The organism is Paenarthrobacter sp. 2TAF44 (assembly GCF_052114885.1).
GTDB lineage: Bacteria > Actinomycetota > Actinomycetes > Actinomycetales > Micrococcaceae > Arthrobacter.
On sequence record NZ_JBFRFP010000001.1, the window covers coordinates 282,114 to 306,782 of the forward strand.

Annotated in this window: 20 protein-coding genes; 18 read left to right on the forward strand and 2 right to left on the reverse strand. The window is 60.5% G+C overall.

Annotated elements, in window-relative coordinates; translation table 11 throughout:
- Position 1 precedes the first annotated feature (1 nt).
- From AB4Z15_RS01215 to AB4Z15_RS01240, 6 genes are all read left to right on the forward strand, one after another.
- Positions 2-994 (forward strand): ATP-binding cassette domain-containing protein, encoded by a 993-nt coding sequence (locus tag AB4Z15_RS01215; RefSeq protein ID WP_442015669.1) that lies wholly within the window; start codon positions 2-4, stop codon positions 992-994.
- Entirely contained in the window at positions 991-1,755 is a 765-nt protein-coding gene (locus AB4Z15_RS01220) for an ABC transporter permease (protein ID WP_442015670.1), read from the forward strand. The genes AB4Z15_RS01215 and AB4Z15_RS01220 overlap by 4 nt, the downstream gene beginning before the upstream one ends.
- A gap of 2 nt (positions 1,756-1,757) precedes the next feature.
- The gene (locus AB4Z15_RS01225) at positions 1,758-3,209 is read left to right on the forward strand and encodes a DUF4389 domain-containing protein (protein ID WP_442015671.1); all 1,452 of its coding nucleotides are present in this window, start codon (positions 1,758-1,760) and stop codon (positions 3,207-3,209) included.
- A complete protein-coding gene (locus AB4Z15_RS01230; protein ID WP_442015672.1) occupies positions 3,206-4,162 on the forward strand; it encodes a polysaccharide deacetylase family protein in 957 nt (318 codons plus the stop codon). Before AB4Z15_RS01225 ends, AB4Z15_RS01230 begins: the two co-directional genes overlap by 4 nt.
- Positions 4,163-4,250: 88 nt before the next feature.
- Entirely contained in the window at positions 4,251-4,784 is a 534-nt protein-coding gene (locus tag AB4Z15_RS01235) for a hypothetical protein (RefSeq protein ID WP_442015673.1), read from the forward strand.
- Positions 4,759-5,229, forward strand: a complete 471-nt coding sequence (locus AB4Z15_RS01240; protein WP_442015674.1) for a pyridoxamine 5'-phosphate oxidase family protein — start codon at positions 4,759-4,761, stop codon at positions 5,227-5,229. Before AB4Z15_RS01235 ends, AB4Z15_RS01240 begins: the two co-directional genes overlap by 26 nt.
- A 68-nt stretch (positions 5,230-5,297) precedes the next feature.
- On the opposite strand, the gene mgtA is transcribed toward AB4Z15_RS01240, so the two are convergent.
- Complete coding sequence (mgtA, locus tag AB4Z15_RS01245) at positions 5,298-7,967, reverse strand: magnesium-translocating P-type ATPase (RefSeq protein WP_442015675.1); 2,670 nt, start codon at positions 7,965-7,967, stop codon at positions 5,298-5,300.
- A gap of 497 nt (positions 7,968-8,464) precedes the next feature.
- On the opposite strand from mgtA, the gene AB4Z15_RS01250 reads away from it, so the two are divergent.
- Positions 8,465-9,205, forward strand: coding sequence for a glucose 1-dehydrogenase (locus AB4Z15_RS01250; RefSeq protein ID WP_442005525.1), 741 nt, complete (start codon positions 8,465-8,467; stop codon positions 9,203-9,205).
- A gap of 117 nt (positions 9,206-9,322) precedes the next feature.
- Here the strand turns inward: AB4Z15_RS01250 and AB4Z15_RS01255 are convergent, their stop codons facing one another.
- Entirely contained in the window at positions 9,323-9,949 is a 627-nt protein-coding gene (locus AB4Z15_RS01255; RefSeq protein WP_442015676.1) for a TetR/AcrR family transcriptional regulator, read from the reverse strand.
- A 185-nt stretch (positions 9,950-10,134) separates the two neighbouring features.
- Here AB4Z15_RS01255 and AB4Z15_RS01260 point away from each other — a divergent pair, with 185 nt between their 5' ends.
- The 11 genes from AB4Z15_RS01260 (at position 10,135) to AB4Z15_RS01310 (ending at position 24,669) form a co-directional block, all read left to right on the forward strand.
- Entirely contained in the window at positions 10,135-11,487 is a 1,353-nt protein-coding gene (locus AB4Z15_RS01260; RefSeq protein WP_442015677.1) for an MFS transporter, read from the forward strand.
- A gap of 32 nt (positions 11,488-11,519) precedes the next feature.
- Positions 11,520-14,186 carry a family 78 glycoside hydrolase catalytic domain gene (locus AB4Z15_RS01265; protein WP_442015678.1) on the forward strand — a complete coding sequence of 889 codons (2,667 nt, stop codon included), beginning with the start codon at positions 11,520-11,522 and terminating at the stop codon, positions 14,184-14,186.
- Between the two features lie 55 nt (positions 14,187-14,241).
- Complete coding sequence (locus AB4Z15_RS01270) at positions 14,242-15,474, forward strand: glycoside hydrolase family 1 protein (protein ID WP_442005529.1); 1,233 nt, start codon at positions 14,242-14,244, stop codon at positions 15,472-15,474.
- A complete protein-coding gene (locus AB4Z15_RS01275) occupies positions 15,471-16,289 on the forward strand; it encodes an SDR family NAD(P)-dependent oxidoreductase (protein WP_442015679.1) in 819 nt (272 codons plus the stop codon). The genes AB4Z15_RS01270 and AB4Z15_RS01275 overlap by 4 nt, the downstream gene beginning before the upstream one ends.
- A 159-nt stretch (positions 16,290-16,448) precedes the next feature.
- On the forward strand, positions 16,449-17,453 hold the full coding sequence (locus AB4Z15_RS01280; protein ID WP_442015680.1) for a LacI family DNA-binding transcriptional regulator: 1,005 nt from the start codon (positions 16,449-16,451) through the stop codon (positions 17,451-17,453).
- 111 nt (positions 17,454-17,564) lie between these two features.
- On the forward strand, positions 17,565-18,215 hold the full coding sequence (locus AB4Z15_RS01285; protein ID WP_442015681.1) for a TetR/AcrR family transcriptional regulator: 651 nt from the start codon (positions 17,565-17,567) through the stop codon (positions 18,213-18,215).
- 281 nt (positions 18,216-18,496) lie between these two features.
- Positions 18,497-20,053, forward strand: a complete 1,557-nt coding sequence (locus AB4Z15_RS01290) for an ABC transporter substrate-binding protein (protein WP_442015682.1) — start codon at positions 18,497-18,499, stop codon at positions 20,051-20,053.
- A gap of 11 nt (positions 20,054-20,064) precedes the next feature.
- Positions 20,065-21,006, forward strand: coding sequence for an ABC transporter permease (locus AB4Z15_RS01295; RefSeq protein WP_442015683.1), 942 nt, complete (start codon positions 20,065-20,067; stop codon positions 21,004-21,006).
- Entirely contained in the window at positions 21,003-22,799 is a 1,797-nt protein-coding gene (locus tag AB4Z15_RS01300; protein ID WP_442015684.1) for a dipeptide/oligopeptide/nickel ABC transporter permease/ATP-binding protein, read from the forward strand. Before AB4Z15_RS01295 ends, AB4Z15_RS01300 begins: the two co-directional genes overlap by 4 nt.
- Entirely contained in the window at positions 22,799-23,662 is an 864-nt protein-coding gene (locus AB4Z15_RS01305; protein ID WP_442015685.1) for an ATP-binding cassette domain-containing protein, read from the forward strand. The genes AB4Z15_RS01300 and AB4Z15_RS01305 overlap by 1 nt, the downstream gene beginning before the upstream one ends.
- Positions 23,659-24,669: a Gfo/Idh/MocA family protein gene (locus AB4Z15_RS01310; RefSeq protein ID WP_442015686.1), complete on the forward strand. Its 1,011-nt coding sequence runs from the start codon at positions 23,659-23,661 to the stop codon at positions 24,667-24,669. The genes AB4Z15_RS01305 and AB4Z15_RS01310 overlap by 4 nt, the downstream gene beginning before the upstream one ends.

Genomic DNA, 24,669 nt, shown 5'->3' on the forward strand with positions numbered 1-24,669 from the left:
GATGCAACCGGACCAGAAGATGCGGCTTCCAGCCCATGAGCCAACGGTTCCGGCTACAGCCAGCCCAGGTGCAGTGATCGAGTGCACAGGCCTGAGCAAAACATTCGGGCGCAAAAAAGCGCTCGACGCTGTCAACCTGAGCGTGCCCGCAGGGTCGATCTTCGGTTTCCTGGGACCCAACGGTGCAGGAAAGACCACCCTGCTCCGCATCATGACCGGCCTCTCCCGTGCTTCATCCGGTGGCTTGCAGATACTGGGCATGGATGTTGGTGCGGAAGCCCCCGAGGTCCGTCGCGAGGTTGGTTACCTCCCTGACGTTCCGGCGTTCTACGACTGGATGACGGCTTCCCAAACTCTTCAACTTGCAGGCAGGTTGTGTGGGCTTAAGGGCGGAATCCTGGACGAACGGGTCCAGGAGTTGTTGGGCTTCATGGGGTTGGCTGGAAACAACCAGGCAATCGGGAAGTACTCCCGGGGAATGCGTCAACGCCTGGGTGTGGCACAGGCCCTCATCAATTCACCCAAACTGCTCTTGCTGGACGAACCCACCAGTGCACTGGATCCCGGGGGCCGAAGGGACCTCCTGGATTTCATCGGAGGACTGCGAGGTGGGACCACCGTGTTTTTCTCAACGCATATCCTCAGCGATGTAGAGCGCGTTTGTGACTCAGTGGCCATCCTCAATAAGGGAAGAATCCTCTCACAATCCTCGATGGATGAGCTCCGGGCCAGGCATGGACAACAAACCATCGCAGTGGAGGTCAGCACGGGAGCCGAGAGGCTCGCCCATGCCATTGCGGGCAGGGCCTGGACCATATCGGTACATCCTGGCCAGCGGGGGGAGATCCTGACGCGGGTGTCGGATGTGGCTGCTGCCCAACACGAGATCCCCACCATGGTCAGCGAACAAGGCACGGGATTGGTTCGCTTGGAAAGCGCCGAGATCAGCTTGGAAGACGTCTTCCTCGAACTCATTGGAGAACCGGAGCCGTGAAAACCTTTCCAGTCCTCGCTTGGAAGGAAGCCCAGGAAATAATCCACACCTGGCGCATCTGGGTGCTTCCGGCCATGGTGATCTTCTTTGCTGTCATCGGCCCGCCGCTGGCGCGGATCACTCCTGAGCTCTTGGGATCTCTTACCGCCGGGACCAAGGGGTCGGTCACGCTGCCGCCGGCAACTTTTGCCGACGCGTACGGGCAATGGATTAAGAACCTCTCCCAGATCATCCTGTTCGCGATCATCATTATGTACGGCGGAATGGTCTCCACCGAGGTCCGCGAGGGCACTGCAGCTTTCGTACTCACCAAGCCCGTGCGTCGAAGCACGTTCATCATGGCCAAAGCAACCGTCCACGGGCTCTTTGTCAGCATCGCGTTTGTGGTGGGCACCCTGGCAACATGGTTCATGACGCAGCTGGTCTTTGGCGCCGCACCCGCTGGCCAGCTCTGGGCTCCGGCGCTCCTGCTGCTCCTTTTCGCACTCCTTGTCCTCGCCTTCATGGAACTCTTCTCAGTTCTGATTCCGGCCACTGCAGGGGCTGCCGGGGCCGGACTTGGCCTGTACGCCCTGTTGGCGGCGGGCGGAGCGTGGGATCCGTTGGCCAGCTATTCTCCGGCTGGCGTTCCCGCCATTGCTGCCGCGATGGCGGCGAATCAAGCACACATGTCGCCGGCATGGCCAGCGATCACCGGGCTTGTTGCCGCAATAGCCGCTGTCGCGTTGGCCGCGTTCCTCTTCAAACGGAAAGAACTGTAGCCATGACGAAGCCAGCCTCAATCGTGATGCTCGTCGTCGGGATCACACTGTCAATCTTTGGATTCGCGCTTACAGCCGGAGGGGCAGCGGCAGCGTTGCTGGCCTCAGGCCAGGGCGATGAAGGTTACTTCACATCCCGTACGGAGCGCTACACCGTTGCATCCTATGCATTGGTCTCGCCTCAACTGGATGCCATCGGCGAGGGCACTGCCGAGAGACTTCCGTTCGACGTTGGCACCCTGAGGCTCCGGGCTACGTCTGCGGATCCTGATGGGAGCGTCTTCATCGGCATTGCGCCCCAGGGTGATGTTGATGCGTATCTGAAGGGAGTCCACCACACAGAACTGCAGGAAGTGAAGTTCCAGCCCTTCCGCCCGGTCTATCGGGACATCCCCGGGTCCTCAACACCTGCCCTACCCGCTGGCCAACCCTTATGGGTGGCCTCCGCTTCCGGTCCAGGACAACAGGAACTCACCTGGAACATATCCGCGGGCAACTGGACCGTGGTTGTCATGAATGCCGACGCACGTGAGGGCGTTTCGGCCGACCTCCAGGCGGGCTTTCGATCAGAGCTTATTAAGCCTGCTGCCACTGGCCTGCTTCTCTCCGGCACCTTGGCTCTCGTCCTCGGAGTCCCGCTGTTGGTGGCCGGCGCAATCGGACTCGGCAGGCACGGCGGCGCAACTGCTCCCGCAGTCCTTCAGGCGCCCCTCGTTGGCGAACAACGGCAGGAACCGGCGGGCATCATCGGCCATCCGGTTCGCTTGGGGGGCCATCTTGATCCTGCCCTGACACGTTGGATGTGGCTGGTCAAATGGTTCCTTGCGATTCCGCATTTCTTCGTGTTGTTCTTCCTTTGGTTTGCTTTCGCGGTGACCACGGTTGTCGCCTGGTTTGCCATTCTCTTCACGGGCCATTACCCGCAGTCACTCTTCCACTTCAACGTGGGCGTCCTGCGATGGAACTGGCGCGTGGCCTTCTACGTCTACGCCGCCGGGGGCACGGATCAGTACCCGCCCTTCACGCTTGGACGCACCAACTATCCTGCCGACCTGGACATCGACTATCCGCCGCGCCTTTCCCGCGGATTGGTGCTCATTAAATCCTGGTTCCTGCTTATACCGCATTTGCTCATTGTCGGGGCCATCACTGGCACAGCGACGTGGGCATGGCGCACGAATGATGGACCCGCCGGTGTGGTGGGCGACCGCGGCGGAGGATTGTCGCTGCTTGCCCTTCTCGTGCTTATTGCACTGGTAATTCTTCTGTTCACGGGTAGGTATCCCCAGCCACTCTTTGCGTTCATCATGGGTCTCAACCGATGGGTCTATCGTGTCCTGGCCTATGGAGCCCTCATGCGCGATGAGTACCCGCCCTTCCGGCTGGACCAAGGCCCGGATGAGCCTGACTTCGTCGAACCACCGGGTCGAAACCGACGGGACGGCCACCTGTGACCGGGAACGGTCCCCCGGCGGACCTGCCGTCCCAAGGCAAAGCCCGACGGCGGATGGTCGCCGTCGTGGTCTTGGCCGCCGTATTGGTGGTGGCGGCAGGTCTCGCGCTGATGCTCAGCATGCGGCCCGGTGCTGCGCCGGAAGCTCCGGCGCAGGGGGCATCGTCGGAGTCTCCGGTCGCGACCACCTCACCGGGTTCCGCCGCAAGCTCCCACGAGGCGCCACCGTCCTCGGAGCCACCCTTGGTTCCTCCCCCTGAATCCGTGCCGGGCACTTCCGATACCGCACCTGCCACGCCACCTGTGCGCCCCTTCCCGGAGTCGCTTCTGGGCCAGGACCTAACGTCGATCCCGGGCGCGGGAAACAAGATTGCCTTGACATTCGATGGCGGCGCCAACGCAGCCGGGCTTCAAAGCATCCTGTCCACGCTCGACCGGGAGCAAATCAGCGCAACGTTCTTCCTGACGGGCACTTGGGCAGCGGCCAACCCGGACGGCGTGGCCCGGATTGCGGCAGCCGGGCATCGGCTGGGCAACCATTCAATGACCCACCCCGCTTTCACCCAGCTCACGGATTTGATGATTGCCGACGAAATCGGACGGGCCGAGTCGGCCATCGTTGCGGCCGGCGGTGCCCCCCGGCCGTTCTTTCGGTTCCCTTTCGGAGACCACGACTCCCGGACCATCAATACAGTCAACAGCCTCGGCTATGTGCCTGTGCGCTGGAGCGGGGACACTCTCGGATGGAAGGGAACCAGTGGTGGCATGACCCGTGAATCCGTAATCCAACGGGTACTGGGGGGCCTGCAACCGGGAGGCATCATCCTCATGCATATCGGTTCGAATCCTGACGACGGCAGCACCCTGGACGCAGACGCTTTGCCGCTCATCATTGAAGGGACAAGGTCCGCCGGATTCGGTTTCGCCACTCTCGATGCGCTGTTGGCCGGCTAGTCCATGGATGCGCCCCGGTACCGGAGCCATTCTGGGTGTCGTGATCGGACTCATCCAGGAATTCCGCACCATCATTTAGGAGGAAGACATGACCTTTGTGCTGCTTCTGATCGTTCTGGGCTTCGTAGCCGTGACTTCCATTGCCGGTGGCCTTGCCCTGGCGCTTGGATCCTGGCTCGGGCCGGAACGCCTCGGGCTACCGCCTGAGATACAGCTGCCGGCTGAATACCTGGAGGGGTCTCCCTTCAGCACATACCTGGTGCCTGGAATCTTGCTTGCATTCGTTGTAGGAGGCCTCCACACGGCTGCTTTCGTTTTGCTCCTCAGGCGCAATCCTTTGGCCGGTATGGCAACCGCAGCTGCTGCCTATGGCATCCTGGTATGGATCTTCGTGCAGATGTCCCTGATCCCGTTCAGCGCGTTGCAAGCTGTCTACTTCGGTGCCGGCCTCGCGGAGCTGGGGCTGCTGTTGCTTCTGCTTGGCGTCATTCCACCAGCCGATTGGCAAGGCTCCGCGCGGCGGATCGGAACAAACGCATCCCGTGGCGGGACTTTGGGCCCTGTTAGTCACAAGCGGGCCGCCGTAGGATCGCCGCATGACCGACAAGAACATAGTGCCTGAGGCAGAAGTACTCGAAGCCGACGATTGCTGGAGGCTTCTGGGCGAAACGAATGTTGGGCGTCTCTCCGTGATCGTGGATGGCCACCCGGACATCTTTCCGGTGAATTTCGCCGTGGACAATCGGACAATCGTCTTTCGAACCGGAATGGGGACCAAGCAACAGGCGATGGAAGACGACGCCGTCGTGGCCCTTGAAGCCGACTCAGTGAGCGCCGAGTTCGGCAAAGCCTGGAGCGTCGTAGTAAAGGGTGCAGCCGGCGAGGCCGGTACGGGCGGTCCAGCTTTGGATGAAGTCAGACGTGCCCTCTTCCCGTGGCAAGGCGTAGGCCAGGACCTCCTCTACCGGCTAGTCCCCCAATCCGTCTCCGGCAGGCGCTTTGATCTCTCCGCTCCAATGTCGCTTCAAACCCCGCTCGACGACGCAACCCGCGCAGGCTTGGAATAGGAATCCGGCGCGGGGTGATGTGGGGATTCTGGTGGCGAGAAGCCCTGTAGCGACGGGGTGATCAGACGTCAGGGGATGTCCTCCGTCGGCCCGGATAGTTTTGCGGCGATGCTGAACCGGGAGGCCCGCCTGCTGATGTGATGGGTTGCCCGACGCCGAGGAATGGGTAACGCGGCGGCAGGGGATTGTTGCTTGGCCCGGGAGAAGAACCATTTTTTGGCGAACTCCACCATGGTCAGATATACGATCACCATGCCCAGAAGGGCCAGGAAAAACGGTGCCGGTAATGGGTCGAAACCGAGCCAAGGCCCCGTCGCTGTCAGGGGCAAGGCCACTCCCACGGCGACTACGGTCAAGGACGCCACGACCAGCCCGGCCGAAGGCCTGCTGCGAAGGAAGGGCACCTTGCGGGTCCGGATGACGAAGATGATCAGGGTTTGGGTGGCGATTGATTCGATGAACCACCCGGCGCGGAACTCCCCAGGCACAGCATGGAACACTGTCAGCATGAGGGCGAAGGTGGCGAAGTCAAAGATTGAGCTGATGGGACCGAAGAGGAACATGAATCGTCGGATGAAGGCGATATCCCAGTGGGCAGGGGCGCGGAGTTGTTCGTTGTCGACTCTGTCGCTGGGAATGGCCAGTTGACCGGCGTCATAGAGCAGGTTATTGAGCAGGATCTGGCCTGGGAGCATGGGCAGGAAGCTCAACACCACCGAGGCAGTCGCGGCGCTGAACATGTTCCCGAAGTTGCTTGATGTTCCCATCAGGACGTACTTAATGGTGTTCGCGAAGATCCGGCGACCCTCCCTGACACCATCGGCAAGGACGCCGAGGTCTTTGTCGAGCAGGATGACGTCTGCCGCATCCTTGGCGACGTCGGTGGCCGTATCCACCGAGATGCCTATGTCGGCTTTGTGCAGGGCCAGGGTGTCGTTCACTCCATCTCCCAGGAACCCCACGGAGCCGCCGCTCTGACGCAGGGCAGTGATGATTCGTGCTTTATGTTCAGGGGAAACGCGGGCAAAAATTGAGGTGGCCCGGGCTGCGGGGACGAGTTCCGCATCCGACATCCCATCGATGTCGGCCCCGGTAAGGGTGCCCCCGGAGAGCACGCCGACGTCGGCACAAACTTTCTCGGCTACCTTGGCATTGTCGCCAGTGGCAATCTTTACCGTGATCTGCAATGCTTCCAGCTGGTCCAGTGACGCTTTTACGTTGGCTTTGGGCTCGTCCAGGAAGATCAGAAAGCCCGCCAAGGTGAGGTCGTGTTCGTCTGCTTCAGTAACTTCGACCAGTCCAGGGACCTCACGGTAGGCGACCGCCACGACCCGGGATCCTGCCTGGAATTGTTCATTCAGCGTCGCCAGCACCGCGGGTGTTGGCGGCCCGCAGAGGGTGAGGACTTCTTCCGGGGCGCCCTTGGTGATCAGCAGCCTCCGGCCTGCGTTTTCGTGGACCAGCACGGTGGTACGCCGGCGTTCGTGGTCAAAGCTGATCAGGTCCAGGCGCTTGAAACGTTCAGGGTCAAGCTTGGCCGCTTGAGGGCTGGACCAAAGGGCGGCATCCAGTGGGTTCTGTCCGGCAGTTGAACGCTTAGCCGTGGTGTAATCCGACTCTGTGGACAGCAACCCCAGTGTGAGCAGATAATCCTTTGAAATCGGCGAGGTCGCTGGAAGTGCGTCGGTCAAGCTGATCCGGCCCTCTGTCAGCGTCCCGGTCTTGTCGGTGACCAGGATGTCCATGTCGCCCAGGTCTTCGATGCAGACGAGCCGTTTGACGAGTACCTTCCGTTTGGCCAGCAGCCGTGTGCCGGTGGCCAAACTGGTGCTGACGACAGCCGGGAGAAGTTGGGGAGTGATACCGACAGCGATGGCCAGTGAGAACAGCAGGGATTCGATGATCGGTCGTTGGAGCAGCAAGTTGGCTATGAAAATCAAGGTGGTCAGGCCGATGGCGACCTGCAGCAGGAGGAATGAGAAACGCCTAAGCCCGATCTGGAACTCCGTCTGCGGCTGACGTTCTCCCAGTCCAGAGGCGATGCGGCCAAATTCGGTGCCGCTCCCAGTGGCCACCACGACGCCGGTTCCACCGCCGGAGTGTACGACGGTGCCCATGAATGCGCACGACATCAAATCTCCCAGGGCTGCGTTATCCGGTGCGGGAGACGGGTCTTTCAACGCCGGTAGGGACTCCCCCGTGAGAATGCTCTCATCGCACAGCAGATTGTTCGTTTCCAGCAGCCGAATGTCCGCAGGAATGATTGTTCCCAGTCCCAGCTGAACGATATCGCCAGGGACGATGTCCGTCACGTCCACTGGAAGGGTCCTGCCATCCCTAAGCACCAAAGCCTGATGGGTGATCTGTGAGTGCAGGGCTTCCGAGGCACGTTCGGCCCGGAATTCACTACTGAAGCCCAGACCAACGCTGGCCATCAGAATTGCACCAATCACTATCGAGTTGGTCACGTCCCCCAGGAACATCGATACAGATGCTGTGACGAGCAGCAAGATCAGGATTGGGCTGGCGAGCTGACGCCCAAGCACGGCCCAACCGTTGGCCTTATGTGACAGGACAGCGTTAGGCCCCACTATGGCCAGGCGGGACGCGGATTCCTGATCCGATAATCCTGACGTGCCCGAATCAAGCTGGTTCAGGACTTGATCAGCGTCCAATCTGGCCGCGCCCATAATGGGAAGCTGAAGGAAGCTCCTCTCCCGACCATCAACAGAGGTCATGCCAGGTCCGTTCCCTTGGTAGCGGTCGTATTATAGACAAAGACCCAGCCCTCCTGGAAGAAAATCCAGCACAGGCCCGGTCGCGACTGCCGTCATAGCTGGAGTCTGCCACTTGGTCGGGATCCTGGGAACAGCAGGCCGCCGACTCAGTCCCCAACGCTGCTCGAACCTCTGAAAGCTCCCTCTCCAAGTCCAATTTTCCCAACGGGTTCCGTCGCGCCAGCCATTACCGCCGACCCAACCGGAGATATTCAAATGAGGCAACAAATGCCGCTTGGGGTCTGGAATTGAGCCACCGATCGGTGACCTTTAGCCCTATTGCCGGTTGCTGCTCAGGGTCATTCTTGGACTGGGACGTTCGCAGCGAGGAGGCATTCCGTCTCGGAGCATTGTGCCGTTTGCCCGCCGTAGCCTTGGGCTGGGGTGTTCACTCCGCCCGAGACCGCCGTGACGTCGCGTAGTGCTGTGTTCAGTGCCATGGACCGAAGGAGCATCAGATGGAACGAGTCATCGACAAAGTAGCCCTTGTGAGCGGTGGCGCCAGGGGGATCGGGGCTGCAATCGCAACGCGGCTGCACGGTGAAGGAGCGAAGGTCATCATCGGGGATGTTCTGGACGATGAAGGAACGGAGTTCGCCGCTCATCTCGGATCCGGGGTGCGGTATGTTCACCTGGACGTGACCAGCCCCCAGGACTGGCAAAATGCGGTGCAGGCTGCTGTTGAGGAATTCGGTGGCCTGAACATTGTGGTGAACAACGCAGGTATCGTGAACTTCGCCCCGATCGAGGACTACACGCTGGAGCAGTGGAACGCGGTGCTGGCGGTGAACCTAACCGGGACGTTTAACGGGATCAAAGCGGCAATCCCGGCCCTGAAAGAGGCACGGGGCGGGTCGATCGTGAATATTTCATCAATAGCGGGGCTGCGAGGCTACGAAGGGATTCCCGGATACAGCGCCTCGAAATTTGGGGTTCGGGGGTTGACGAAGAGCGCAGCGTTGGACTTGGGCCGCCATGGCATCCGGGTCAATTCTGTTCACCCCGGCGTTATTTCCACACCCATGACGGCTGGGATGCCGATAGACATGAGCCACACAGCACTGGCCAGGATAGGTCATCCCGGGGAAGTGGCCGATCTCGTCCTGTTCCTGTCCTCAACCGAGGCATCCTTTGTCACCGGCGCCGAATTCGTCATCGATGGCGGAGACACCGCAGGAACCGTGAGCGGCGGTCAATAACTCCCGGGCCACCGGCTCCTTGCCGGGCTTTCGGCAGACGAGCTCCGTGCACTTGAAACCGGCCTGCGGGCTGCAAGTCGCGAGCTGCGCAGCAACGCGTGAGCTGCCGCTGACTAGCTAAGCTTCTTCCGGCGTGTCGATGAACCGCATGAGCGTCTCCAGAAGGTGCAGTGTTTTCCGATGAGGGTCCAGGAGGAATTGAATCCGGAGTCCGTCGATCATCGCCATCACCATGGTGACTTTGTCGTCAGCGGTGAGCTCCGCACCGTCCTCCGCAGTGGCGAGCCGCTTGCTGGTGAAGTAGTCGCGCATTCGCTCACGGCGAGCGATGAAGAAGTCATGCGCGGGATGCTCGGGGTTGGTAGCTGCGATGGTGATGGACAGCCAATTTCGCATGTGGTCAGGCCGCGCAAATTCCTCTTTAAGAACACTGCTCAACACCAACTCCCGGGGCACCTTGGATTGCACAATGCGCTTGGCCAGCTCGGCGTCGTCGGCATCCCGCTCGGCAAGGGCGGCGAGGAGAAGATCATCCTTGGTGGCGAAGTGACGAAGCAGGGCCGCGTGAGTGACGTTGGCGCGTGCGGCGATATCCCTGAGGCTTGCCCGCTCATAGCCGTGTTCAGCGAAGCTGGCCGAGGCCGCGCGCACGATCTCCGCGCGACGAGCCGGCGTTGTTGCGTACGGGCCACGCCTACCGGAGCTGACTTTCTTCCCGGTCTCCTGCTCAGAAGTGGTAGTCACGAACAGCCTTCTCTCACGACGGAAAATCTCTTTTTTGCGTTGGGTCTTGTCAATTGTAACCACTGTGACTACTATTCACGAATAGTAACCATTGTGGTTACCTTTACTGGTACCCGACCCCACCGTCGTCCAGTCCTCGCCTGCGATGCCGCAGGCGACCAACTACCTTTATAGAGGAGTCATTGGTGACTACTGATAAGCACGGGGCTCCCCGTCTCGCCGGCGGCATTGCAGCCGCCGAACCATCGCCGGGCAGTCATCTGCCAGTCGGCCCCCTCGAACATCCAGAGCTCACGGAAGAGCCCCAGACTCCCGTGAGCAAGGGCTACATTCTGTGGCTGATGCTGGCCAGCTTCGGCGCATCAATCGCAATGATGGTGCCCCTCTCCTATGGCATTGCCGTTCGGATCACCGAACTTGCTCCCGGCCAGGAGCAGATGCTCGGCTTCATCACAGGGACAGCGCAGGGCATCTACCTGGTTGTCAGCCCCATCATCGGCATTTGGAGTGACCGCACGCGGTCCCGCTTCGGCCGCAGGGCTCCTTTCATCTTCCTGGGCACGGGTGTTGGCCTGGCCGGGTTGGTGGTCATGGGCCTCGCCCCGAACCTCCTGCTGGTGGGTGCGGGGTGGGTCCTGGGAATGTCCGGTTGGTCCATTTCCGGTGCCGCCATACAGAATCTGATGGCTGACAAGTTACCCGACGGCCAGCGCGGTCGGGTCTCCGCCCTGACGAGCCTGATGACGCAGATTGCTCCCGTCCTGGGCATTGGCGTTGCCTACGCTGTTTCTTCGAATACGCTCCTGGTGTTCGTCGTCCCGGGCGTGATCGGCGCCGTCCTCCTGGCACTCTTCCCGCTCATCAAGCCGGAAGGAAGTTCAAAGAACATCACGGTGGACAACCGGGTCACCTTCCGCTCAGTGATCGCAAGCTACGGATTCAGTATCCGTAAATACCCCGACTTTGCATGGAACTGGCTGGGCCGATTCGTCTTCTTCATGGGCTTGTATTTCAACACCACTTTCGGCACGTTCTTCTACGCCCAGCGGCTCGGGCTCCCCGTGAGGGAAGTGGCTGGCGTTGTGGCGACGATTGGAATGCTCGGCGTGGTGGCTGCTGCCGCCGGTGCACTACTGGGTGGCTTCCTTTCTGACAAGCTCAAGCGACGCCGCCTGTTTGTCCTGATTGCCGCAGTTCTCTTTGTGGGTGGAGCCTTGGCTGAAGCCTTCGCATGGTCGCTCCCCCAGCTGATCATCGGCGCAATTCTCATGCAGACTGCCATCGCCGTATTCGCGACGGTAGACCAGGCCATCGTCTTCGCGATTCTGCCCAACCGCACCGAAACGGCACGGTACATGGCGGTGGTTGCCTTCGCCCAGAAGATCCCAAGCGCCGTGGCCCCCCTGGTCGCCTCCGTGATCATCACCATCGGCATCACTGGAGCGGACAAGAACTACACCTTCCTGTACCTCTCGGGCGCTGTACTGGCGCTGATCGGTGGGCTCGTCATCGCGCTCAAGGTCAAGTCCATTCGATAACGCCCGCATCGGCAGAAGAAAGAAGAAAAACTATGGGCGAAGTGCCCTATGACCTCATCGTGGACAGCGGCGGAGACCAGTTTCCGGTCACCCGCCCATCACCGAGGCTCTCGTGGAAGATTCCCGCCGACGTTGCGGCATCGGCTTACGAGTTGGAAGCAACGGTCGACGGCGTGGCGCAGCCGACATCGACGACGGCCAGCCGCCTGTACGTTTCATGGCCCTGGCAGGAACTCCGCAGCCGCCAGCGCGTCACCTGGCGCGTACGGGTCGCAGAAAAGACGTCCGAATGGTCGGCGTGGTCTGCTTTTGAAACAGGTCTTCTCGCCGGCGACTGGACGGCTTCCTGGATTTCCCCGCTCGAGCAAGAGGACAAGCCATACGGCCAACGGCCTGGGCATGTTCTTGCCACGGAATTCATCGTGGACGCCGAGATAAAGTCGGCGCGTCTCTACGCCACAGCCCTTGGTGTCTACACCGCGGCGATCAACGGAGAACGGGCCGGGACCGCGGAACTGTCCCCCGGGTCGACGTCGTACGACCATACTCTCTACGCCCAAGCGTCGGACGTGATATCCTCGCTGTCCCCCGGACTCAACAGGCTGGCCATTGAACTGTCCGACGGCTGGTATCGGGGTCAAGTGGGTGCGTTCCGCCACCCCGCCGATTGGGGAACTACGCTGGGAACCCGTGCGGAACTGCACATCGAACGTGTCGATGGATCACGGCAGATCATCGTGACGGATGGCGACTGGACCAGCACACCGTCCACCACAACACGTGCGGACCTTATGGACGGACAAACGGTGGACTTTACCGCCCCGGCCGCACCGCCGTCGAAAGTCCAGCTCAACGTCGTGGACGCACCCCCGATTGACTGGTCGCCCGCTCCACCGGTGCGGGTCATCGAATCACGAGCGGCGAAAAGCGTTAACGAAGTAAGGCCCGGCGTGTGGATTGCGGACTTCGGTCAGAACGCCTCCGGATGGATCCGGCTCGAGGACCTCGGGCCGGAAGGAACGCATACTGTGATCGAGTACGGTGAGCACGTTGACAGTGATGGCGACCTCTCAACCTCACACCTGGATTCGCACCGGCCAGGAGAACCAGCAAGGATCTTCTCCCAGCGCGACGAAGTAGCCGCGGGCGCGCCTGGCCAAGTCTTTGAACCCCGCCACACCGTCCACGGTTTCCAGTACGCGCGCATCAGCCGCAACGGAGCACGCCCGGACCCGTCAAAGCTCAGCATGCAGATTGTGCACAGCGACCTCCCCAGCACGGGTGAGTTCGCGTGCAGTAACGAGGACCTGAATCAACTTCATCGCATCGGACAGTGGAGCTTCCTGGGAAATGCTGTGGATGTTCCTACAGACTGCCCAACCCGCGAACGCCTGGCGTGGAGTGGTGACTACCAAGTGTTTATTTCCACAGCAACGCGCTTGAGGGATGTGCTCGGGTTCAGCCGGAAGTGGTTGAGATCGGTGCGTGACGACCAGCTTGCCGATGGCCGCATTACGAACTTCTCCCCTGACGGCCGCGGCATCAAGAACCACGTGGACGATCAGTTCGCCATGATGACCGGATCTGCCGGGTGGGGAGATGCGATCGTCACTGTTCCTTGGGAGTTGTATGAGGCCTACGGAGATGAAGCCGTTCTCGCCGAGAACTGGGATTCAATGCTCCGGTGGGTCCGGTGGGCGCTGGAAATGGCACGCACAACGCGCCATCATGCACGGGCAAAGGCATCCCCCGAGCCTGAGCCGTACGAGCAATATCTGTGGGATGGCACCTTCCATTGGGGTGAATGGACGGAACCCAAGGAACGCGACGCCGATGGACGCTTGATCGACCCCGTCCAGGACAACCCGATGGCCTGGTTCATGGAAGACAAGGGCGAGGTAGGTACGGCCTATCTTTACCGCTCGGCCGCAACGCTCGCCCGGATTGCCCGCGTCCTCGGACGATCCGCAGAGGCGACAGAGTTTGAGGAGGTTTCGGGCGCTGTTCGCGATGCTTGGCGTGCAGCATATCTGCGTCCCGACGGAACAACCGACGCCGACACCCAGGCCAGCTACGTCCGGGCCCTCGCGTTCGGCCTGCTTCCCCGACAATCACGCGAACGTGCCCTCGAGCGGCTGGTGGAACTCATCCGCTCCGCAGACACACACCTGGGAACGGGGTTCCTCTCAACGGGCTACCTGCTCCCGGTCCTGGTTGAAGCCGGCAGGGCCGACGTCGCCTATGAATTGCTTCTTCAGCGCACATCGCCGTCGTGGCTGTACATGGTGGACAAGGGCGCCACCACTATCTGGGAATCCTGGGAAGGAATCGACAACAACGGCGACGCCCATGATTCGCTGAATCACTACAGCAAGGCAACCGTGCTCCGGTTCCTGCACGAGCACACCCTTGGATTGCGCCAGGCCGAGGGCTCAGTGGCCTGGCACTCCATCGTCATTGCCCCCACGCCCGGACCGTCGGTTACGTGGGCCAGGGGCTCTCATGAAACACCCAACGGCACCATTACCGTCCACTGGCAACTCGATGGTGACGAGCTCCGCATCGACGCCGATATCCCGGCTGAGACGACCGCCCGGATCCTCTTCCCCGACGGATCTGAATACACAGCCGGTCCGGGCAGATTCCGGGCCGCAGCACCGGCAGCTTTGCAGGGCATCAGCGTGCCAAGCCCCGCCTGACCGCACCTAACAACCGCCCGCAAGGGCATTACACCTTTCAAGAAATGAGAAACCCATGACAACTTTCCCTGCCAATTTTCTCTGGGGCGCCGCAACCGCAGGACACCAAATCGAAGGCAACAACGTCAACAGCGACTGGTGGGCACGCGAACTGACCATGCCGGGCATGGAACTCTCCGGCGACGCGTGCGACAGTTACCACCGGTACCGTGAGGACATCGATCTTCTTGCCGACGCAGGCCTGACTTCGTACCGCTTCAGCCTCGAATGGTCCCGCATCGAACCTACGCCAGGCGCCTTCTCCAAGGCCGAACTCGCCCATTACCGTCGTATGATCGAGCACTGCTTCGCCCGGAACGTCACCCCGGTGGTGACCTTGCAGCACTTCACCACTCCGCAATGGTTCGCGAACGACGGCGGCTGGTTGGCTCCGGACGCATCGGAGAAGTTCCAGCGCTACGTCAAGGAGACCACCACCATCCTGGACGGGGTGGAGTGGGTAGCGACGATGAACGAGCCGAACATGCAGGCAGCGATCATGACAGCCATGCGCCGAATGCAATTGGCCGAGGGCGGCCAGTGGCAAAGTCCCACGGTCGAAGGCACCGAAGAGACCAAACAAACGCACAGCGACTTCCTGACCTATGCCGATCCGGAAATAGGAAGGACGTTCACCGCCATCCACCACGCTGCCAGGGAGATTATCCGCGCCCACACCGACGCGAAGGTGGGATGGACCATTGCGGCCGGGGCGCTCACTGCCGCCCCTGGCGGGGAAGAGAAGCTGCTGGAGATCCGCTACGGCAAAGAAGACGTCTACTGGGAAGGTAGCCGCGGCGATGATTTCGTTGGCGTTCAGGCCTACTCCAGCCAGCAAGTCGACGCCAACGGGCTCGTCCCACATCCGCCGCACCCGGACAACACCCTGGTGGGCACGGCATACCGGCCCGACGCATTGGCCATGGCAGTGCGCCACGCCTGGAAGATTACCGGGGGCATCCCTGTACTGGTCACGGAGAACGGCATCGCTACAGCTGATGACCAGCAGCGGATCCGCTACACCACAGAGGCACTGCAGGGCTTGGACCAGACCATGACCGAAGGAATTGACGTTCGGGGCTACCTCCACTGGTCCCTGCTGGACAACTTCGAATGGGGGCACTGGGAACCTACGTTCGGCCTGATCGCCGTCGATAGGGAAACCTTTGCCCGCACACCAAAGCCCAGCCTCGCCTGGCTTGGCCGCGTCGCCCAGAGCAACCAGCTCGACGTCGAGGTTTCCGCATGACCACCGCATTCGCCGATGCCTCGCTCACCCCTGTCCAGGACCTGCTGTCCTTGGCCGAACGCAGGGCCGTCATTACCGGCGGCGCGCAAGGCCTGGGCAAAGCCATTGCGCTCCGCCTGGCAGAGGCCGGTGCGGACATCCTGATCGGGGACGTGAACGCGGAACGAGCCGTGGAGGCCGCTACAGAAATCGCCAACCGCTTCCCCGTCCGGACACTAGGCCTGGGCATGGACGTCACCGATGCCGAATCAGTCCGCCTCGGCGCACTGGAAGCCGTGGAGTCATTCGGAGGGATCGACATCTGGGTCAACAACGCGGGCATCTTCCCCAGCGTTCCGGTCCTGGAGACGACCGACAGCATGTGGGAGCAAGTCTTTGCGGTCAACACCCGCGGGGTTTTCAATGGCTCCCGCGAAGCCGCACGCCACATGTCCAACGGGAATCACGGCGGGGTCATTGTCAACATCGTCTCCACGGCCGGATTCGGTGGGACGGCACCGGGCTTGTCCGCCTACGTCGGATCGAAACATGCTGTCCGTGGCATCACCAAGCAAATGGCCCTCGAGTTTGCCCCACTGGGCATCCGCGTGCTCGGCGTTGCCCCAACCTTTGTGCCAACCGAGGGCAACATGGCCGCCGCTGCTGCGCACGCCCCCGCAGATGGGACAGCGGCCATGGACGTCATGACCAACAGCCTCATTGGTCGGATGGGAACACCGGACGACATCGCACGCGTGGTCCTGTTCTGCGCAAGCGACCTGTCCACCATCATGACCGGCAGCACGCTCTTGGCCGACGCAGGCCAGACCATCTAACGCCAGCAGGATCACCCTCCAGCCAGGCACGTGCGCGGCAGCAAGATGCACACGTGCCTGGCTGGGCGCAGCACTGTGCTGTCCTGCACTGTGCTGGTGTTCCGCTGTGCTGTGCTCCACCGTGCAAGGAAGTGAAGAGTGCCGTCCGACGAGACAATAATGCAATCGAGAACAGCCAAGGCAACTATCTATGATGTAGCGCGGCAAGCCGGCGTTAATCCATCAACAGTTTCCAGGGCACTCAATAATCCCGAAAGAGTCAATGCCCGCACAAGACGTTTCATTGAAGCAACCGCAAGTGAACTCAATTTTCAACTGAACCATGCCGCCCAAGTACTGCAGACAGGATCAACAAAGACGCTCGGGCTAATTGTTTCAGACGTCACCAATCCAACCTTCTTTGGCATTCTTCGCGAGGCAGGAAGAGTCGCGGCACAACGCGATTACACCGTGGTTCTGGTAAATGCAGCCGAGTCCCCGAGCAAAGAGCTCGCTTCGGCCAATCGAGTTATCAATGCCGTGGACGGGCTGATTTTGACCAGCCCTCGCATGAGTGACACTGATATTCAGCTTCTAGCCAAGACCACCCAGGTAGTCGTGATAAACCGAGAGGTAAATGGCATTAGTTGCGTCATCCCTGATCCAGACAGGGGTGTTAGCCAGGCAATCCGCCTCTTGGCAGGGAATGGGCACAAAAAGGTCCTCTTCGTCGCGGGGCCGGAACTGTCCTGGATGTCCGCCCGCCGATGGGAAGCTATCTCGGCCGCCTGCGAGTGGTGCCATCTCGCAGCCGAACGCATCGAGTCGGCGGCACCAACCGTTGACGGGGGCAGGCGAGTCGCACGGGCCGTCAAGGCCTCAGGAGCAACGGCCGTCATCACCCACAACGATCTGCTGGCGATTGGCCTGATGCACGAACTCCAAAACGCGGGAGTTGTCATACCCGATGCCCTCAGCATCATAGGCTTTGACGATATTTTCGGCGCAGACTTCACCACGCCGTCATTGACAAGCATCAGGTCCCCGCTGGGGCAGTGCGGATCGTTGTCCGCCGGCCTGGCCCTGGCCTCCCTCTCCGGCACTGTTCAAGATCCCCAAACCCTGCCCTTAGACACCGAATTGATCATCCGGGGGTCTGCGGGACCGTGGAAGGGAGTCTCATAAAACTGAGTGATGCTCCCTTTTTACAGCCAAACTCTCTTTGGCGACGTTTGGAGGTAGCTCAATTTCAGGAGTCCTATGGTGTAACACTCAATTTTCGACTACCGTTAGTGCATGGACTCGACAACAGCCCCCCGGAAGCGGTACGCAAAAACACTTGAGCGCCGGTCTGCCGTAGCCCGGGCCGCCCTCGACGTCGTCCTGGAGAAGGGGCATCGAGCTTTGACCACGGCGGAGGTGGCAGCGCGGGCCTCGATGAGCGAGACCGCCATGCTCTACCATTTCCCGACGCGCGACCACATTCTTGTCGCGGCCATGGAGCTGGCCGATGAGGATTATCGCGCCATCCTTACGGCCGAGTTTCACGTTATCGATGGCGGGAAGGCCGACTGGCCTCCACCCGCAATGGCTCACCTGACCCTGGATGACCAAGCTACGACCCGCCTGTTCCTCGCGTTAAGCGCAGAAGCAGTCAACCCCGAACATCCGGCCCACGCGTACCTGAAGGCCCACCATGAGCAGGTGATTTTTGAGTTCACTGAAGGAGTCAAAAGACGCCAGGCCAAGGGAATTGCTGATCCCAAACTCGATCCGGACAGGGTTGCCCGCCAAATGATGGCCGCATGGAGCGGTCTTCGCATGCAATGGCTTATCGACCCTTCCCTGGATCTGACGGCGGCAGTATCACAGTCATTCCTTGCCCTTAACGGTTACCCACTCATGAAGTTCAAACAAGAAATGACTGAATTCATGTCGCAAAGCTGATCTCAACAGACCACAAACTTCCACCGCAGGATTTAGCAAGACAAGACCGCCCCGAATTCCGGACACTTTATTTCTGAATTCCAGGTGGTCATTTGGAGTACCCGAAATGCAACAGGATTTCAGGGCAACATTAATTTTTTTAAAATGATGGCAATCGGTTGCCTTTTCGCTTTTCTAGTGCTTTGCTAGTGATATCGGTCACCCCAGACTAAATGGCCCAAACAATGGCCCCCCAAAAAATCTCCAGAAGCTTTTCCTCAATGACAAAGGAGTCTCAAGACATGTTCCCTGTCTTGTCCCGAACCACATCACTGACCCGTGCGGCAGTAGCCGCCGTCGCGGTAGCAGCGCTACTCTCCACGGCGGCGTGTTCCTCTTCCGCGCCGGCGTCGGAACCTACTAATTCCTCACGCAACGAGGAACTCAGCATTGCCGTTCAAGCCCAGCCGGCTTCGTTGGACCCGGCCCAGCTCGCTGAAGGACAGCAGTCCTACATCTGGGCATCAATTTTCGACACCCTTCTCATGGTGGACAAGGACAACAAGATCCGTCCCAACGCGGCTGAGAGCTGGAAATATTCTGATGACCTGCGCACGCTGACCCTCAAGCTTCGCAGCGACCTGAAGTTCAGTTCCGGAGACGCCGTCACTTCCAAGGACGTAGCCGCAACCTTGGAGAGGACCAGGACGACACCGGGCCAGCAACAGCCCAAGCTCGCCAAGGTGTCCTCCATTTCCGCCCCCGATGCCTCGACAGTAGTTATTCAGCTTTCCGCTCCGGAACCATCGCTGCTGAACTATCTGGCGCAAGCCACAGGCGTCATTGGTGACGCGGACACGTTGGCGTCCGACACCACCAAACTCCGCCCAACTGGCTCCGGACCCTACGTCCTCTCGGACAAGACTGTCGACGGCACCGAGTACGTCATGGAACGCCGGGATGACTACTGGAACGCCTCGGCCTATCCATTCAAGACCGTGAAGGTCAAGGTCATCCAGGACAGGACCGCCCAGTACAACGCGCTCCAGGCAGGGGAAGTAAAGGCAGCCCTGATCCAGGCCCCGCAACGCAAGCAGGCCGAAGGTGCAGGATTCGCAGTCAAGGAGGTGCAGGCTACGGCCGCTCTCGTTCTCGTCCTGGCCGACCGGAAGGGAGAACTCGTTCCTGCCCTGGCCAATGTAAAGGTGCGCGAGGCTATCAACATGGCCTTTGACCGGGCACAGGTGGTCAAGGCCCTCCTCAATGGACTGGGTAAGCCCACGGTCCAGGTGTTCGACCCCAACAGTGGAGCATACGATCCCGGGCTTGAAGATGCCTACAGCTTCGATCCGGCGAAGGCACGCAAGCTATTGGCTGAGGCAGGATACGCCGACGGTTTCTCCATGACGATGCCAAGCACGGTGATCTCCCAGTCCTTCGAGCCGGTGATCACGCAGGCTCTTTCGGACATCGGGGTGAAGGTGACGTGGGAACCTGTGCCTCCGCAGAATACGGCATCATCAATTGCCTCGAAGAAGTATCCGGCGGTTCTGTGGTTCTACGGTCTGAACAGCGCGGGCCGTCAGGTGGGCGACATGTACGCCCCTGAAGCCTTCCTCAACCCCTTCAAGTGGCAGGACCCTGAATTCGACAAGTTGCTTCAGTCCATTGCCACCGAACCAGACGATACAGCCCGCGATGCTCTGTATAAGAAGGTCAACGAATACACCGTGAAGCAGGCATTGAACGCGCCGATCGCCTACGTAGGCACGCTCTGGGCGACAGCTCCGGGCATTGATTTCCTCCCTACCGGGGTGGTTTTGCCGACCGTACGTGACTTCGGCGTATCTGGAAAATAGGGCCGCGGGTCATGATCAGTTACGCCCTCCGACGTCTTGGTGCAGGCATTGTCCTTGCGCTGCTCGTCACCCTCATCACTTTCTTCCTCCTCAGCGGATCCTTGGAATCTGTTGCCCGCGAACGCCTGGGCAGTGCAGCGACGCCAGAATCCCTGAAAGCACTGATGACCCAGCTTGGCTTCGATCGGCCGGCCATCGTCCAATACATGGACTGGCTCGGCTCGGTACTGACCGGTGATTTCGGTACTTCTCTTTTCACCAGCCAACCAGTGGCGCCTGCCGTTGCTGCGCGTCTGGGCGTCACGCTGTCGCTGGTCGTCACCGCGCTCATCATCACAGTGCTCGTCAGCGTTGCGCTGGGCGTCTGGGCGGCAACCCGAGGAGGACTCGCCGATAAGGTTTCCCAAGGCTTGTCCTTGATAGGTTACGTCGTCCCCGGGTTGCTCATCGCCATAGTCCTTGTGGCTGTGTTCGCCGTGAATCTGAAGTTGCTGCCTGCCACCGGTTTTACTCCCTTTGCGCAGAATCCTGGAAAGTGGGCGGCATCGATCACTATCCCTGTCATTGTGCTTGTCATTGGTGGAGTGGCCAGCATGGCTGCACAGATCCGCGGCACCATGATCGGGGAGCTCAGGAAAGACTACGTCCGTACCCTGCGGACCCGTGGTGTACCGACGCGGTCGATCGTGCTTCGCCACGCGCTTCGGAATGCTGCAAGTCCTGCCCTGACTGTCCTGTCCCTTGAATTTATTCAAATGCTCGGTGGTGCGCTCATCATCGAGAACGTGTTCGCGCTTCCTGGCTTTGGCGCTTACGCATTCAACGCCTCGCTCCAGGGCGATATCCCCATCATCATGGGCATCACTTTGTTCAGCGTCATGTTGGTTGTCACGGTGAACCTCATCACAGACGTAGTGAACGGCTGGCTCAACCCGAAGGCGAGAATCTATTGAGCATCGAAGAACTCAGCGTGACTTCCGGGTTGGCAGCCCCACCCCGGAAGTCTCCGCTACGGAAACTCGCCACCGACCCTCAGGCAGTGATTACTTCGGTCCTGCTACTGGTCATCATCATCCTGGGTCTTCTCACTCCCTGGATCGCCCCGCACGATCCCAATGAGGCACAACTCAATGCGATAAACGCCACACCTGGCACCCCGGGATACCCCCTCGGAGCCGACCAGAACGGACGCGACATCGCTTCCCGGCTCCTCCATTCAATCAGCACCAGCCTGATCGCAGGCCTGATTGGAGCAAGCGTTGCCCTGGCTATCGGAATAACTTTTGGCCTTATCGGCGGATACTTCGGCCGACGGCTCCGAACCGCGACAGAGTGGGTCTTCAGCCTCATCATGACGTTCCCCGGGCTGCTGCTCCTGATCGTCCTGATGCCCGTGACCAAGGGCGACTACCGGGCAACCATGCTGATCTTTGGAGTGCTGCTCTCCCCCGGGGTCTATCGCATCGTGAGGAACCTGGTCCTTGGCGTGAAGAACGAACTCTACGTCGATGCCGCCCGCGTCTCCGGACTGTCCAACCTTAGAATCCTGGGCCGCCACGTGCTGTTCGCTGTCCGTGGGCCCATCATCGTCGCCGCAGCGTTCCTGATAGGTTCGGCGATCAGCCTGCAGTCCGGCCTGGCCTTTCTCGGCGTTGGGTCCAACCTCGTTCCCAGCTTTGGTGCAATGATCGCCGACGGCTTCACAAACCTTTATGTCGATCCCACCCAATTCATCTGGCCCAGCGTCATGCTCGGCACGCTTACTGCTTCCCTTGTATTGCTCGGAAATTCCCTCCGGGACGCCTTTGAGGGAGCAAAGCTGAAACCATCCAAGGCTTCGGCGCCCAGAACAAATACCCCCAGAGTAATTACCCCCACCACGGACAGCATCCAAGGTTCAGCGGCGGACCTGCTCTCGGTTGACGACCTGGCCATCGCTTACCCCACTCCATCAGGCCAGCTGAGGGAAGTGGTGAAGGGAGTCAGCCTCAGCCTGCGTGCAGGTGAAACCCTGGGCGTGGTGGGTGAATCCGGCTCCGGAAAGACGCAGACCGCGTTTGCCATCCTCGGTGTGCTTCCGCCCGAGGCCGTGATCACACAAGGCGCTATTCAGTTGGATGGCCGCCATCTGATCGGTCTTTCGGAGCAAGGGCTACGCACCCTGCGAGGACGCGAGATCGCGTACATCCCGCAGGAACCCATGTCGAATTTGGACCCCTCCTACACAGTTGGCGCCCAACTCGTCGAAGGCATCCGCGCCTCAGCCCGGATGTCACGCCGGGAGGCAAGGGCGAAGGTGATAGCGCTGCTGGCACGTGTGGGTATCCAAGATCCCCAGCGAACGTTCAATTCCTACCCGCACCAGATCTCCGGCGGAATGGCACAACGCGTCCTCATCGCAGGCGCCGTGGCAAGCCGCCCCAAGCTCCTCATCGCCGATGAACCCACGACGGCACTTGACGTCACAGTCCAGGCCGAAATCCTGGACCTGATACGGGACCTCCAGGCCGAGCTCAACATGGCTGTGTTGCTCGTAACGCACAACTTTGGAGTCGTGGCAGATATCTGCGATCGGATCGCCGTGATGCAGGACGGCCGGGTTGTCGAATCAGGGACCGCGCTGGAGCTCTTCCGGGAGCCGCAACATTCATACACTCAACTGCTTCTGGGCTCCATCCTCGACGAGCACACCGTTCGAACCGACCAGCCTAGGCCTGTCGTGACGGCCACCGGGGGAAAGAACTGATGACAACACCGCTATTGAACGTAAAAGACCTCCGCGTGGCCTTCAAAGGCCGCGGATTCCGGCCCCGGGAGGTGGAAGTCCTGCACGGGGTTTCCCTAACAATCGCGGAGGGTGAGACACTCGGCGTCGTGGGCGAATCCGGATCCGGAAAGACCACCATTGGGCGGGCAGTGCTGGGTCTTGTAAAGCCCAGTGGTGGGCGCATCACCTTCCGGGGTTCTGACATTACCCATGCCACTCCGAAGGAACGCCGTACCCTGTCCAAAGACATCCAGGTAGTCTTCCAGGACCCGTATACCTCCCTCAACCCGTCCCTGACCATTGGTGACACCCTGAGCGAGCCCCTCATCGTCCAGGGAACAAGTGCCACTGAAGCCCGGGCCCGTGTACGCATGCTGTTGGATCAAGTCGGCCTGCCCGGTGACGCAGCCGAACGTTTGCCCCGGGAGTTCAGTGGCGGACAACGTCAACGGGTCGCCATAGCCCGGGCACTTGCGCCGGAACCGAAACTCATTGTCTGCGACGAGCCGGTCTCCGCGTTGGACCTTTCCACACAGGCCCGCGTCATGGACCTTTTCATCGACATCCAGCGGCGCACAGGTGTTGCCTACTTGTTCGTCTCGCACGATTTGGCCGTGGTTCGGCACATCAGCCACCGCGTCAGCGTCGTCTACAGAGGGGACATCGTTGAAACTGGCCCCGCCGACCGGGTAACTTCCACTCCAGAGCATCCCTACACCCAGAGGCTGTTACTCGCAGCTCCCATCGCAGACCCTGTGGAGCAAGAAAAACGCCGGGCAGATCGCCATCGCCTTGCGGAGCTGCACCGGGATCAGCATATCCAAGCAGGGGTGTCGGGATGACGGCTGGAACCGTGGATGAGACACAGCGTCCCCAAACTCCATTGCGGTGGGCTATCGCCGGGGCCGGCACTATCTCCCGGAGCATAGTGCCGGATTTGCAGCTCTTGCCCGGAGACCACGTGGAAATGATCTTCAGCAGGAACCCGGCGAATGCAGCCAGCTTCGCAGAGGAGTTCGGCCTGGACCGGTGGACCGACGATTTCGATTCCCTTGTCAGGGACCCTGGCGTTGACGTTGTGTATCTGGCGACGCCATTTGCTACGCATGCCGCCATGGCGCGCCAGGCGCTGCTTGCCGGCAAACATGTGGTTGTCGAGAAGCCCATGGCATTGAACGCGGATGAGGTGCAAGACCTCTTTGCGCTGGCCGAAAGCCAAGGACTCTTCCTCATGGAGGCTATGTGGATGAAGTTCAATCCCGCATTCCAACACCTTTTCGAGCTGCTACGCACCGGAATCATCGGAAAGCCGTCCAGCGTCCGAGCTGGATTTGGCTTTCCCCTGATCGCCGATGGTGGCAGCAGATGGGACATCGCGCGCAGCGGAGGAACGCTCCTTGATCAAGGGATCTACCCGGTGACATTGGCCCACTCAATCTTCGGTGAGCCAACATCCATAACGGCCCATGGCCGCCTTAGAGCCGATGGGCTGGACTTCGCCGAACATTTCACCCTTGACTTCGCAGGGGGCGAGTTTGCGCAATGCGCGAGTTCAATGACCGAATTCGTCGATCCCTCCGCCGCTATCAACGGCGCCAAGGGCTGGATCACCATCCCAGGCATGTTCTGGACATCCACCACTCTCCAGATTCACGCCGGTTCCTGGGAAAAAATGTTCGCTCCTGAACCCATCGATCACGCCCGCGAGGGCAACGGCTACGTCCCCATGCTCAGAGCCGCCAGCGAAGCAATCCGGGCCGGGGAAATCCACCACCCAATACATCCGGCGAAAGACACAATTGCCGTGTTCCGCACCCTGGACACCATCGCCAGCCAGTTATCTCATTGA